The 13,207-nt window shown below is 74.8% G+C and carries 9 protein-coding genes; 3 read left to right on the top strand and 6 right to left on the bottom strand.

Going from position 1 to position 13,207, the window contains the following annotated elements; all coding sequences use genetic code 11:
- Positions 1-90 precede the first annotated feature (90 nt).
- Entirely contained in the window at positions 91-2,727 is a 2,637-nt protein-coding gene (locus O2W15_RS18010) for a phosphatase domain-containing protein (RefSeq protein ID WP_269180375.1), read from the top strand.
- Positions 2,728-2,763: 36 nt separating this feature from the next.
- Here O2W15_RS18010 and O2W15_RS18005 read toward each other — a convergent pair whose 3' ends face one another.
- From O2W15_RS18005 to O2W15_RS17985, 5 genes are read right to left on the bottom strand one after another with little or no spacing between them, the layout of a single operon-like run.
- Positions 2,764-2,922: a hypothetical protein gene (locus O2W15_RS18005; protein WP_269180374.1), complete on the bottom strand. Its 159-nt coding sequence runs from the start codon at positions 2,920-2,922 to the stop codon at positions 2,764-2,766.
- Positions 2,922-3,809, bottom strand: coding sequence for a class E sortase (locus tag O2W15_RS18000; protein WP_269180373.1), 888 nt, complete (start codon positions 3,807-3,809; stop codon positions 2,922-2,924). Before O2W15_RS18000 ends, O2W15_RS18005 begins: the two co-directional genes overlap by 1 nt.
- Positions 3,810-3,862: 53 nt before the next feature.
- Positions 3,863-4,717, bottom strand: coding sequence for a MaoC family dehydratase (locus O2W15_RS17995; RefSeq protein WP_269180372.1), 855 nt, complete (start codon positions 4,715-4,717; stop codon positions 3,863-3,865).
- A gap of 1 nt (position 4,718) precedes the next feature.
- Complete coding sequence (locus O2W15_RS17990) at positions 4,719-6,074, bottom strand: 3-oxoacyl-ACP reductase (protein ID WP_269180371.1); 1,356 nt, start codon at positions 6,072-6,074, stop codon at positions 4,719-4,721.
- 36 nt (positions 6,075-6,110) lie between these two features.
- Positions 6,111-7,394 carry an acetyl-CoA C-acetyltransferase gene (locus tag O2W15_RS17985; RefSeq protein WP_269180370.1) on the bottom strand — a complete coding sequence of 428 codons (1,284 nt, stop codon included), beginning with the start codon at positions 7,392-7,394 and terminating at the stop codon, positions 6,111-6,113.
- A gap of 100 nt (positions 7,395-7,494) precedes the next feature.
- On the opposite strand from O2W15_RS17985, the gene O2W15_RS17980 reads away from it, so the two are divergent.
- Together O2W15_RS17980 and O2W15_RS17975 are read left to right on the top strand one after the other, a co-directional pair.
- Positions 7,495-8,175, top strand: a complete 681-nt coding sequence (locus O2W15_RS17980) for a TetR family transcriptional regulator (protein WP_269180369.1) — start codon at positions 7,495-7,497, stop codon at positions 8,173-8,175.
- Positions 8,172-10,229 (top strand): acyl-CoA dehydrogenase family protein, encoded by a 2,058-nt coding sequence (locus O2W15_RS17975; protein ID WP_269180368.1) that lies wholly within the window; start codon positions 8,172-8,174, stop codon positions 10,227-10,229. The genes O2W15_RS17980 and O2W15_RS17975 overlap by 4 nt, the downstream gene beginning before the upstream one ends.
- A gap of 97 nt (positions 10,230-10,326) precedes the next feature.
- On the opposite strand, the gene O2W15_RS17970 is transcribed toward O2W15_RS17975, so the two are convergent.
- The gene (locus O2W15_RS17970; protein ID WP_269180367.1) at positions 10,327-13,155 is read right to left on the bottom strand and encodes a SpoIIE family protein phosphatase; all 2,829 of its coding nucleotides are present in this window, start codon (positions 13,153-13,155) and stop codon (positions 10,327-10,329) included.
- Positions 13,156-13,207 lie beyond the last annotated feature (52 nt).

The raw sequence follows: 13,207 nt of genomic DNA, 5'->3' as shown, positions 1-13,207 counted from the left end.
CACGGTAGGACTGAGGACTGGCCCACACCGGCCGGCACCGCTGCGCGCGGGACCGCCCGGGGAGCACCGATGACGTAGGGAGCCGCCTGGATGACCGAACAGCCCCGCCCCGAGCACGCCGTGCCGGACCCGGGCAGTCTCACCGACGAGGCCCCCAGCCGACTGGTCCGGATCGCCTACCGGCTGGAGAACGGCCTGCGGGACCAGCTCGCCCGGGTCGCCCGGCGGCGGGGCTGGCACCCGGCGGCCCTCAGCTACCCGGGCTACGGGGCGAGCGGCAGCGCACGGGTGCTGGGCCGGTTGCTGCTCGCCCCGGCCGGCACCGACCCGGGGGCCCGGCGGGACATCCCGGGCTGGCGGCGGCTGCTCACCCTCGAGCAGCCGCAGGGCGAGGTGGAGATCGAGCTGGGCGGGGTGCGGCACCGGGCCCGCTCCGACGCGGCAGGGCTCGTGGACGTCACCCTGGACGTGGAGCTGCCCCCGGGCCGGGCAGAGGCCCAGTTGGTCGTGCCCGGGCGCGAGCCCGTCCGGGCCACCGTGCACGTCGCCGGCCCGGACGTGCGCCGGGGGGTGGTCTGCGACGTCGACGACACCGTCTGGGTGACCGGGCTGCGGCACCCGCTGCGGGCCGCCTGGCGCACCCTCGCCCGGTCCAGCAGCGGGCGCACGATGGTGCCGGGGATGGCCGGGCTGCTGACCCGGCTGGTCCAGGACCATCCGCACGCCCCCGTGGTGTACCTGAGCAACGGACCGTGGAACCTGGCGGGGCCGGTGGCCCGCTTCCTCGACCGGAACCGCTTCCCGGCGGGGGCGCTGCTGATGACCGACTGGGGGGTCACGCCGCGCGGCTGGTTCCGGGACGGCCGGGCCCACAAACGCGGCGCCCTGGAGCGGCTGACCACCGATCTGCCCGGCATCCGCTGGGTCCTCGTGGGGGACGACGGCGAGCACGACCCGGAGATCTACCGCGACTTCGCCCGCCAGCACCCCGACCGGGTCGAGGCCATCGCGCTGCGCCAGGTGCACCCGGCCGACGCTGCGGAGCCGGACGGCGACGTCGACGGTGTACCGGTCGTCCGGGCTCCCGACGGCGCCCAGCTGGCCGCCCACCTGGACGGCGCGCTCGACCTGCCACCCGCGGCCCCGGTCGGTCTGGAGGCATGGTTCCTCTCCGCCACCGAGCGCGGCAACGACGCGACCCGGCTCCAGGCGTGGACCGAGGGCAACCGGGTCCGGCCCCTCGTGCACGGCCGCAGCTACCTCCCCGTCCTGGCCGACGTGCTGGCCGACGCAGGACGCGGCGACCTGGTCTACCTCGCCGGCTGGCGGGGCGACACCGACGAGCTGCTCACCGACGACGGCCCGACGGTGGGCAAGGCCCTGTCGGACGCCGTCCGTCGCGGTGCCCTGGTTAAGGGGCTGATCTGGCGGTCACACCTGGAGTCGATGGCGTTCTCCGCCGAGCAGAACCGCGACCTCTCCCGCGACGTCAACGAGACCGGCGGCGAGGTGCTGCTCGACCAACGGGTCCGGCCGATGGGCAGTCACCACCAGAAGTTCGTCGTCGTGCGGCACCGCGACCGCCCGGACGAGGACGTCGCCTTCCTCGGCGGGATCGACGTCGCGCACAGCCGCCGGGACGGCGAGGCACACGAGGGCGACCCGCAGCCCCGGCCGTTCGCCGACGCCTACGGCGACACCCCGGCGTGGCACGACGTCCAGGTCGAGCTGCGCGGTCCGGTCGTCCGCGAGGTCGAAGCGGTCTTCCGGGAGCGCTGGGAGGACCCCGCTGCGCTGTCCCGGATGCCGTGGCACGTGCTCCCCGACCTGTTCCGCGGCCAGGACCGGGCGCCCTCCTCCCTCCCCGAGGCGCGGCCGGCGCCGCCCGGCGAGGGGTCGTGCGCGGTGCAGCTGCTGCGCACCTACCCCAACCGCTGGCCCGGGTACCCGTTCGCACCGGACGGCGAGCGCAGCGCGGCCCGCGGTTACGCCAAGGCGCTGGCCCGGGCCGAGCGCCTGGTCTACGTGGAGGACCAGTACCTGTGGTCCACCGACGTCGCCCGGGTGTTCGCCGACGCGCTGCGCGCGCGACCTCGGCTGCAGCTGGTCGTCGTGGTGCCCCGCCACCCGGACAAGGACAGCCCGGTCAGCGTGGTGCCGGTGGCCCTGGGGCACGCCCGGGCGCTGGACATGGTCCGCGAGGCCGGCGGGGACCGCGTGCAGGTCTTCGACGTGGAGAACGAGCAGGGCGTCCCGGTGTACGTGCACGCCAAGGTGTGCATCGTCGACGACGTCTGGGCCACGGTCGGCAGCGACAACTTCAACCGGCGCTCCTGGACGCACGACTCGGAGCTGACCGCGGCCGTCGTCGACAGCGACCGCGACCTGCGAGAGCCCTTCGACCCGGGCGGGCACGGGGACGGAGCCCGTCGGTTCGCCCGGGACCTCCGTCTGCGGCTCATGCGCGAGCACCTGGGCCGGGCCGACGGCGACGACGCCGACCTGCTCGACCCGGACGAGGCCGTCGCCGCGGTGCGGCACGTCGCCGCCGCCCTGGACGCCTGGCACGCCGGCGGACGTCGCGGCCCTCGCCCGGCCGGCCGGCTGCGCGCGCACGTCGTCGAGCGCCCGCCCCTGTGGCAGCGGGTCCTCGCCGTCCCGCTCTACCGCTACGCCATCGACCCCGACGGCCGCCCGCCCCGGCTCAAGGTGCGCCGCAGCGTGTGAGCTGCGGGGCGTCCGGGCGGCGGCGGCCGCGTCAGCTCACTGGTCGATGGTCACGTCATTGAACGGGAGCATCGGCTCGACCCACGGGAAGACGACCAGCAGCAGCAGCGCGCAGACGGCGAGCACCAGGACCAGGGAGAGGAACGCCTTGCTCGCCCGTCCACCGGGGAGGGTCCGCCAGAGCCACCCGTACATCAGGCCTCCCCTCCGCCGTCGCGCAGTGCCGGCGGGCCGTCGGGCGCCTCGGCCTTGGAGATCGCGGCACCGTCCAGCCGGGCGTGCACGATCAGGCGCTGCCGCGCGGAGTACTTCGGGTGGCAGGTGGTCAGGGTCAGGTACTCACCCGAGGGCGGCGCACCGGCTGCGCCCGGCGTCGGGGCGATGACGTCGATGTCGGCCGGCGTGACGATGTGCTGGCCGGGGATCCCGCTGGGGTCGGTGGTGGCGTCGCCGGTGGCCGGGTCGCCGAGCACCCGGTAGACGAACCAGCTCTGTTCGGTCTCCACCACGATCGCGTCGCCGGGCCGGAGCTGGTCGAGGTCGAGGAACGGCGACCCCTTGCCCACCCGGTGCCCGGCCAGCGCGACGTTGCCGGGCTGCCCGGGCATCGCCGTCCCGGCGTAGTGACCCGGCCCCTGGGCGAGCTGGGCCTCCTCGGTGCCCTGCAGGACGACCTGCTGGTAGTCCTCGCCCAGCCGGGGGATGCGCAGCACGGCGATCGGCTCGCCGGCCGCCGGTTCGACCAGCACCGGCGGCGGGCCCGACGTCGGGGTGTCCGCCCAGACGTCGCGGATCTCCTCGGTGAGCTGGTCCTGCCGGCGGTCGTTGAGCAGGTCGGTGACGTAGACCTCGTAGACGACGAACAGCAGCAGGACCAGCCCCGCCGTCACCATCAGCTCGCCGAACCCGCGGGTCAGCACCCGCCAGACCGGCTCCCGTGCCGGCGACTCCGCCGCGGGCTCGTCCCACTCGGGCTCGTCCCACTCGGGCTCGTCGAACTCGGGCTCGTCGAACGACGACTCGTCCCACAGCGGCGGCAGGGCGCGCTGGGGAACCACCTGCTGGATCGGCTGCGTGTCCATGACGCACCGATGCTAGGGGCCGAACGCTCCGTGGCCGTGCGCCGCGCGGGTGGTCAGGACGGACGGATCCTGCCGAGCAGGTGCTCGGTGCCCGCCTTCGCGTTCCGGACGGCGACGTCCCAGCCACCCTCGACCGGCTCGGTCGACAGCGTCACCGTGCCGGGCAGCAGCAGCGGCTTGCGGAACGCCACGTCCACGCTCACGGCGTCGGGCAGCCGGCCGGCCAGCGCCGCCAGAGTGCGGCCCTTCACCCACATGCCGTGCGCGATCGCCCGCTTGAACCCGAACGCCTTGGCGGTGACCCCGGAGAGGTGGATCGGGTTCACGTCCCCGGAGACCGCTGCGTACCGGCGGCCGGTGTCGCCGGGCACCCGCCACTGCGCACCGACCCGGTCCAGCGCCCCGACCGACACACCGACGTCGGCCTCCGGCGCGCCCTCGGGCGCCGTGGCCCCGCGGGCCAGGTACGTCGACCGGCTGCGCCAGACCTCCGCACCACCCGCGGCGACCGAGGCACACAGGTCGACGGTCGCCCCGCGCACGTGTGCGGAGAACCGCTCGGCCCACACCTCGACGTCCAGCGCCTCACCGGCGCCGATCGGTCGCAGCTGGTCGACCTGGTTGCGGACGTGCACCAGGCCGGGCAGTGCGAGCGGGAACTCCCGCTCGGTCATCAGCGCCACCTGCAGCGGGAAGGCGACCAGGTGCGGGTACGTCACCGGCAGGCTGTCGGCGAGCGGGAACCCGCAGACCCGGCTGTAGGCCGCCACGGACGCCGGGTCGACCTCGACCCCGAGCCGGGCCAGCCGGGTGTCGGGCAGGTCTCCGCTCCGGCCGCGCGCGGTCAGCGCGGCCCGGGCGAACAACGCCGGCAGCGCCGGCGGGGCGTCGAGCACCGTCCGCGTCACGTCAGGCCCCCAGCAGGGACTGGCCGCAGACCCGGACGACCTGGCCGTTCACCCCGGCGCTGCCCGGTTGCGCCAGCCAGGCGATCGTCTCGGCGACGTCGACCGGCAGGCCGCCCTGCTGCAGCGAGTTGAGCCGGGAGCCGACCTCGCGGGTGCCCAGCGGCATCTTCGCCGTCATCTCGGTGACGATGAAACCGGGCGCGACGGCGTTGATCGTGGCCCCGCGCTCGGCGAACTCCGGTGCCCAGCTGCGCACCATGCCGATGACACCGGCCTTGGACGCCGCGTAGTTGGTCTGCCCGCGGTTGCCGGCGATGCCGGACTGCGAGCTGACGCAGACCACCCGGGCGTCGGGCTTCAGCGCCCCGTCGGTGGCCAGCAGCGCCTGCGTGAGGTCGAGCTGGGCCTGCAGGTTGACCGCCATCACCGAGTTCCAGCGGGCGGCGTCCATGTTGACCAGCAGCTTGTCCCGGGTGATGCCGGCGTTGTGCACGACGACGTCCACCCCGCCGTGCCGGGCCACCAGCTGGGCAGCGAGCCGCGGGCCGGCGTCGTCCCCGGTGATGTCCAGCGCGACCGCCGTCCCCCCGACCTCGTTGGCCACCTGGGCCAGCTGCTCGCCGGCCGCCGGCACGTCCACGGCGACGACGTGGGCGCCGTCCCGGGCCAGCACCCGGGCGATGGCCGCACCGATGCCGCGCGCGGCACCGGTCACGACGGCGACCTTGCCGGCCAGCGGCTGCTCGGCGTCCGCGGCGGCGGGCAGCTCGACGGCCGTGACCGCGAGCACCTGGCCGTCGACGTAGGCCGAGCGGCCGGAGAGGAAGAACCGCAGCGGGCTGGCCAGCGAGCCCTCCGCGCCGAGGGGCACGTGCACCAGGTTCGCCGTCGAACCGCTGCGCAGCTCCTTGGCCAGCGAACGGACCAGCCCCTCCAGCGCCTGCCGCGCGGCGGCCTGGGCCGGGGAGGACGTCTCCGTGGGCGGGTCGGCCAGCACCAGCACCCGGCCCGACGGCCGCAGCCGCTTGAGCGCGGGGGCGAGGAAGTCGTGCGCCCCGGCCAGGTCGGCCGGCCCGGTCAGCCCGGTGGCGTCGAGCAGGACCGCCGCCAGCCGCTCCCCGTCGGTCGAGCCGTCGGCGGCCACCGGGGACACGACGGTGACCCCGGCGTCGCGCAGCAGCCCGGTCACCTTTTTGCGCAGCCGGCCCTCAGCGGCCGAGCCGACCACCGCCGGGCCCGGCAGCAGTGGCTGCCCGGGCTCGTAGCGGCGCAGCTCCGCCGGCCGGGGCAGGCCCAGCTGCTTGGTGATGGTCGTGCCGAGGCCGGAGTTGGCGAAGTCGCGGTACCAGTCGCTCATGGGGCTCTCCTCAGGGACGTGCGCGCGGGCAGGGGATCAGGACTCGAGGATCGCGACGACGCCCTGGCCGCCGGCGGCGCAGATCGAGATCAGGCCGCGCTTGCCCGGCCCCGCCTCGTGCAGCGTCTTCGCCAGCGTCGCGACGATCCGGCCGCCGGTCGCGGCGAACGGGTGCCCGGCCGCCAGCGACGAGCCGTGCACGTTGAGCTTGGCCCGGTCGATCGAGCCCAGCGGCGCGTCCAGCCCCAGCTTGTCCTTGCAGAACGCCGGGTCCTCCCAGGCCTTCATCGTCGCCAGCACCGTGGAGGCGAAGGCCTCGTGGACCTCGTAGAAGTCGAAGTCCTGCAGGGTCAGCCCGTTCCGGGCCAGCAGCACCGGCACCGCGTAGACCGGGGCCATCAGCAGCCCCTCGCCGCCGTGCACGTAGTCGACGGCGGCGGTCTGCGCGTCGACCAGGTGGGCCAGCACGGGCAGGTCGTGCTCGGCGGCCCACTCGTCGGAGGCGAGCAGGACGGCGGAGGCGCCGTCGGTCAGCGGGGTCGAGTTGCCCGCCGTCATCGTGGCGTCCGCACCCTGCCCGAACACCGGCTTCAGCGTCGCGAGCTTCTCCAGCGAGCTGTCCGGCCGGAGGTTCTGGTCGCGGGTGAGGCCGAGGAACGGCGTCACCAGGTCGTCGAAGAAGCCGCGGTCGTAGGCCGCGGCGAGGGCCTGGTGCGAGCGGACGGTCAGCTCGTCCTGCTCCTCGCGGCCGATCTCCCACTCGGCGGCGGTGATCGCCGCGTGGTCGCCCATCGCCAGGCCGGTGCGCGGCTCGGCGTTGCGGGGGATCTCCGGGACCAGCTGACCGGGCCGGATCCCGGACAGCGCCTTGAGCCGCTGCTGCAGCGTCTTCGCGCTGTTGACCGCCAGCAGCGCCCGTCGCATGTCCTCGTTCAGCGCCATCGGCGCGTCGGAGGTGGTGTCGACGCCCCCGGCGATGCCGGACTCGAGCTGCCCCAGGGCGATCTTGTTGGCGACCAGGACGGCCGCCTCCAGACCGGTGCCGCAGGCCTGCTGGACGTCGTAGGCCGGCGTCGCGGCCGACAGCCGGGAACCGAGCACGCTCTCCCGGGTCAGGTTGAAGTCGCGGGCGTGCTTGAGGACGGCGCCGGCGACCACCTCGCCCACCTGCTGCCCCTGCAGCCCGAAGCGGGCGACGAGCCCGTCGAGGGTCGCGGTGAGCATGTCCTGGTTGCTGGCCCGCGCGTACGCGCCGTTGGAGCGGGCGAACGGGATGCGGTTGCCGCCGACGATCGCGGCCTTCCGGGTCTGCGGTGCCATGGGGACCTCCAGGAGGTGGTCACCACCAAAATGGCCATTTTGGTGGGGGGGTGTTCCAGTCGCGATTCCGATACCGAGAGTATCAGGTACCGTCGGTGTCGTGAACACGGAGACGGCGGCCAGCCCGCGCGACCGGCGCGACTCCCGGTGGGACGAGCACCGTCGGGCCCGCCGCGAGCAGCTGGTCGACGCCACCCTGGCCGCGGTCGGCAAGCACGGCGCCCGCGTCGGCATGGAGGAGATCGCCGCCGAGGCCGGCACCAGCAAGACCGTCGTCTACCGGCACTTCGCCGACCGCAGCGAGCTGTACGTCGCCGTCTGCGCGCGCGTGGCGGAGCAGCTCACCCGCAAGCTGCGCGAGGCGATGGGCAGCAGCGACCACCCGCGGCAGATGGTCACCGCCGCCGTCGAGACCTACCTGGCCTTCATCGAGGCCGACCCGGAGGTCTACCGGTTCGTCGTCGGGCAGGCGCTGGTCGACCGCCCGGTCGATGCCGACCCGATCAGCAGCCTGTCCGACCTGGTCGGCGACGAGGTCGGGGCGCTGGTCGGCGCCGCGCTGACCAGCGCCGGACAGGGGACCGCCGCGGCCGCCCCGTGGGGGCACGGCGTCATCGGGCTGGTCCGGGCCGCCGCCGACTGGTGGTTGCGCGCCGACCGCCCCATGCCGCGGGCCGAACTGGCGACCCACCTCACCGACCTGGCCTGGACGGGGTTGCGCGGCGTCGTGACCCCCGACCCCTCAACTCCTGCACCCGCGAGTCCGATGGAGGAATCATGACCAGCACTCCCACCCCCCTGCCGCCGGTCGAGCCCGCCCGGCTCACCGAGGTCCTCGACGGCCGCTGGGCGCAGGTCCGCCGGGACAGCCGCGCACAGCTCGACGACCCGCGATGGGCCCCGGTGTACGGCGAGTCGATGACCGAGGCGCGGGAGCGGGTCACCGCACTGGCTGCGGAGCTGGCCTCCACCGGCCGGGTCGCCTACGGCTTCCCCGTCGAGTACGGCGGCGCCGACGACGCCGGCGGCTCGGTCACCTCCATCGAGATGCTCGCCTACGCCGACCTGTCGCTGATGGTCAAGGCCGGCGTGCAGTGGGGGCTGTTCGGCGGGGCGGTCCAGGCGCTCGGCACCAAGCGCCAGCACGACCGGTACCTGCCCGACATCATGAGCTTCGCGCTGCCCGGCTGCTTCGCGATGACCGAGACCGGCCACGGCTCCGACGTCCAGCAGCTGCGCACCACCTGCACCTACGACCCGGCCACGCAGACCTTCGACCTGCACACCCCGCACGAGGCCGCCCGCAAGGACTACATCGGCAACGCCGCGAAGGACGGCCGGATGGCCGTCGTCTTCGCCCAGCTGGTCACCGGTCGCGAGGGCCAGGCAGCCGAGGGGAAGGGCGTGCACGCGTTCCTCGTCCCGATCCGGGACGACGACGGCGCTCCGATGCCCGGCGTCACGATCGGCGACGACGGCCCCAAGGCCGGGCTGCTCGGGGTGGACAACGGGCGGCTGACCTTCGACCACGTCCCCGTGCCGCTGGACATGCTGCTCGACCGCTACGGCCAGGTGGCCGCCGACGGCACGTACACCAGCTCGATCGAGAACGAGACCCGGCGCTTCTTCACCATGCTCGGCACCCTGGTGCGCGGGCGGGTCAGCGTCGGCGGATCGGCCGCGTCGGCGACGAAGGTGGCCCTGGAGATCGCCGTCCGCTACGGCGACACCCGCCGCCAGTTCTCCGCCCCCGGCGAGGACCGGGAGGTCGTGATCAACGACTACCTGGTGCACCAGCGCAAGCTGCTGCCGGCCCTGGCGAAGACCTACGCCCTGAGCTTCGCACAGGAGGAACTGACCTCGACCATGCACGACGTGCTGGGCGCCGCCGACCTCGACGAGGCCGCCCAGCGCGAGCTGGAGTCCCGCGCCGCGGGGATCAAGGCCGTGAGCACCTGGCACGCCACCCGGACCATCCAGCTGTGCCGTGAGGCCTGCGGCGGGGCGGGCTACCTGGCCGAGAACCGGCTGCCCACGCTCAAGGCCGACACCGACGTCTTCACCACCTTCGAGGGCGACAACACCGTGCTGATGCAGCTGGTCGCCAAGGGCCTGCTCACCGGCTACCGGGACGCCTTCGGCTCACTCGACGGCTGGGGCCGGGCGGCCTTCGTCGCCGAGCAGGTGCGCGAGACCATGCTGGAGCGGACGGCGGCCCGCGGGCTGATCCAGCGGCTGGTCGACGCCGTGCCCGGGCGGGACGAGGACGTCTCGATGCTCGACCGGGGCTGGCAGCTGGCCGCCTTCGAGGACCGCGAGAAGCACCTCCTGGAGAGCGCCATCCGGCGGCTCCGCGGGGGCGCGGCGGCCAAGAAGGACCGGCCGTTCGAGATCTTCAACGACGTGCAGGACCACGTGCTGACCATGGCCGAGGCGCACATCGACCGGGTCGTGCTGGAGGCCTTCGTCGCCGGCATCGAGCGCACGACCGACCCGGCCGCGAAGGCGCTGCTGGCGAGGGTCTGCGACCTCTACGCGCTGAGCACCATCGAGGCCGACAAGGGCTGGTTCCTCGAGCACGGCCGGCTCACCCCCACCCGGGCCAAGGCGCTGACCGGGGTGGTGAACGACCTGCTCAAGGAGCTGCGGCCGCACATGCGCACCCTGGTCGACGGCTTCGCCATCCCCGAGTCGTGGCTCAACTGCGCGATCGTGGCCGAGGAGCCGGGCCGGCAGGAGGCGATGGCCGCGCACGACGCCGCGCTGCGGTCGGCCGGGGCCCAGCCCCAGCAGGACGCCACCGCGACCGCCCTGGAGATGACCCCCGCCCAGTAAGAGAACCCCCTTGCCCCCCACCCCTCGCGAGCTCGCGGCGGGACCCTGCAGGGGGCCGAAGGGACCACCAAAATGGCCATTTTGGTGGTCCCTTCCGTCAGCTGGAGCCGGCTGCCGCCGGGTTGACGTCCGGGGACGGCTCGATGCCCGGCGGGACCCGCTGGGGGCCGGCCTCGGGGGGCCGCGGCGCGTCCTGCGGGTGCAGCCGGACCGCCAGCAACGCGACGTCGTCCTCGGTGTCGGGCAGGTACATCCGCTGCAGCAGCCGATCGCACAGCGCCTGCAGCGGGAGCTCGGTGAGCCCGGTCAGCACCCGGCACAGCTCGGCGACCCCGGCGTCGAGGTCCCGGTCGCGCCGCTCCACCAGCCCGTCGGTGTAGAGCAGCAGGGTGCCGCCGCGGCCGATGACCGCGACCCGGTCGTTGCGCGCGGTGCCCGGCTCCACCCCCAGCAGCAGGTCGGGGTCGTCGCCGTCCAGCACGGTCACCTCGCCGTCGGCGCTGATCAGCACCGGCGGCGGGTGCCCGGCGGTGGCCCACCGCACCCGGGTCTGCGCGGCCGACAGCTCCGGGTCGTCCTGCTCCAGCCGGGCGATCAGCGCGGTGGCCATGACGTCGAGGTCCAGGCCGGCACTGGCCCGGTCCAGGCCGGTGAGCACCTCGGCCGGGGTGCCGCCGGTGTGGTGCCCGATGCCGCGCAGCAGCCCGCGCAGCTGGCCCATCGCCGCCGCGGCGCGGCTGTCGTGCCCGACGACGTCCCCGATGACCAGCATGGTCGCGCCGTCGGGCTGGACGAACGCGTCGTACCAGTCACCGCCGACCTCGGCCCCGGCCGCGGCCGGCACGTACCGGACGGCGATCTCGCAGTGGTCCGGCGACGGCGGTGCGGTCAGCATGCTCCGCTGCAGCGTCTCCGCCAGCTGCCGCTGCTGGCCGAACAACCGCGCCTGCTGCAGCGCCACCCCGGCCCGCCGCCCGAGCTCCAGGGCGGTCTCCAGCGCGGCGTCGCTGTGCCGGCCCCGTTCGGCGCTCACGTACAGGCCCAACGCCCCGAGAGTGCGCCCCCGGCTCACCAGCGGGACGACGATGCCGGAGTCGGGGTGCAGCCGCGCCAGCTGCTCACGGGCGACCGGGTCCGGCAGTGCCCGCGCGATGTAGGCCTCGTCCAGGCCGGGCACCCGCAGCGGTCGCCCGGTGCGGGTGACGACCCGGGCGGCGGCGTGCTCGGTCATCCCGCCGACCATCGCGCGCACGTAGTCGGCCAGCTCGCCGGACCTGGCCGGGTCGCGGTGCGCCGAGGCGATCTGGTGCATCCGGCCCTGCTCGTCGGTGACGACGACCCAGCACCAGTCGCCGAGCGCCGGCACCACCAGCTCGGCCAGCCGGCCCAGCTGCTCGGTGATCTCCAGCGTCCCGGAGAGCACCCGGCCGGTCTCGGCCAGCAGCTCCAGCCGGGCGTTGGCCGCGGCCATCTCCGCGACCGCGGCGTCCCGCTGGGCGTCGGCGTGCAACCGGGAGACGCTCAGCCCGATCTGCGCCGTGAGCGCGCCCAGCAGCTCGACGTCCTCGGGGCTGAACGGGTGGTCCTCGGCCCACACCGCCACGAAGCTCCCCAGCACCCGGCCCTCGAGCCGGAGCGGCAGCGCGGCCAGGGCGCGGACCCCGACCAGGTCCCCCACATGGGCCATCCTGGGGAACCGGGCCACCGCCGAGGCGCGGTCGGGCAGCAGCACCGTCTCCCCGTACCGGGCCACGTACTGGGTGGGGAGCTCGTCGTCGAGCGGGAGCTCCACGCCCTCGTCGGACAGGACGGCGTCGGTACCCGACTCGACCGCGTCGACCAGGCGGCGGGTCATGTGCAGCCGCAGCGGCCCGCGCCCGCCGGCGAAGACGGCCAGCGCGCTGGCGTCGGCGCCGAGCACGGCCACGCCCCGCAGGGCCGCCTCCGCCAGCTGCGACATCCGGTCGGCATTGGCCAGCTCAGCAGCGACCTCGGCGATCACCGCGGCCCGCTGGACCGCCGCCAGCCTCAGCTGCGCCTGTCGGCGGGCCTCGGTGACGTCGACGGTCGTACCCAGCAGCCGGACCGGCTCGCCCGACTGGTCGCGTTCCAGCCGACCGCGGGAGACCGTCCACCGCACCTCACCGTCGGTGCGCAGCACCCGCATCTCGACGACGAACTCCCCCGTGCCGGCGAGGGCGGTCTGCATCGCCTGCTCCACCACGCCGTGGTCGTCCGGGTGGATCCGCTGACTGATCAGCTCGTCGCCGGGCAGCTCGACGGGGCCCCGGAGCCCGAAGATCGCCGCGTTGCGCTCGTCCCAGGACGCCACCCCGGTCTGCAGGTCCCGCTCCCAGCTGCCGACCTCGCTGGCTTCCAGTGCGACCTCCAACCGGCTCAGCGAGGACTGCACGGCGATCGATGCGGCGACCAGCTCCAACTCGGTGACGACGGTGGCCGCGACCTCCCCGGCGAGGGCGACGTCGTCCTCGCTCCAGGACCGGGGTTCCGGGGAGAGCAGGGTCAGCGCGCCCACCACGTCACCGCCGGTGAGCACCAGCGGCAGGGACAGGCAGGCGCACACCTCGCCGGAGGCCACCGCCGACAGGTCGGCGACCCGGGGGTCGGTGGCGGCATCGGGCACCACCAGCGGCGCCCGCAGGCGCGCGGCGACGCTGCCGGGCACCTGGTCCAACGGGGTGGCCGACCCCATCGCCGTCGGCCGGCCGAAGCCACCCACCCGCACGGCGACGTCGGTGAGCAGCACGACCTGCGCCGTCGGGACGCCCAGCAGCCGGGTGGCCAGGTGGGCCAGCCGGTCGAACGGCGCGCTCCCGTCCAGCGCGGCGAGCAGCCGGCGGACCACCGCGACGCGGGCCGGGACGGCCAGCGGGTCTGGTTCGGCAGGCGTGCTCGGTGGGGGCACGGCTGGCAGCCTCCCCTGCTGGCGCCGGCGGTGCCGGACACGGGTGTCGGCG

This window comes from Modestobacter sp. VKM Ac-2979 (assembly GCF_026967995.1).
Taxonomy (GTDB): domain Bacteria; phylum Actinomycetota; class Actinomycetes; order Mycobacteriales; family Geodermatophilaceae; genus Modestobacter.
The sequence above is the reverse complement of the archived record's forward strand: the minus strand, read 5'-3'. Positions and strand labels throughout refer to the sequence as shown.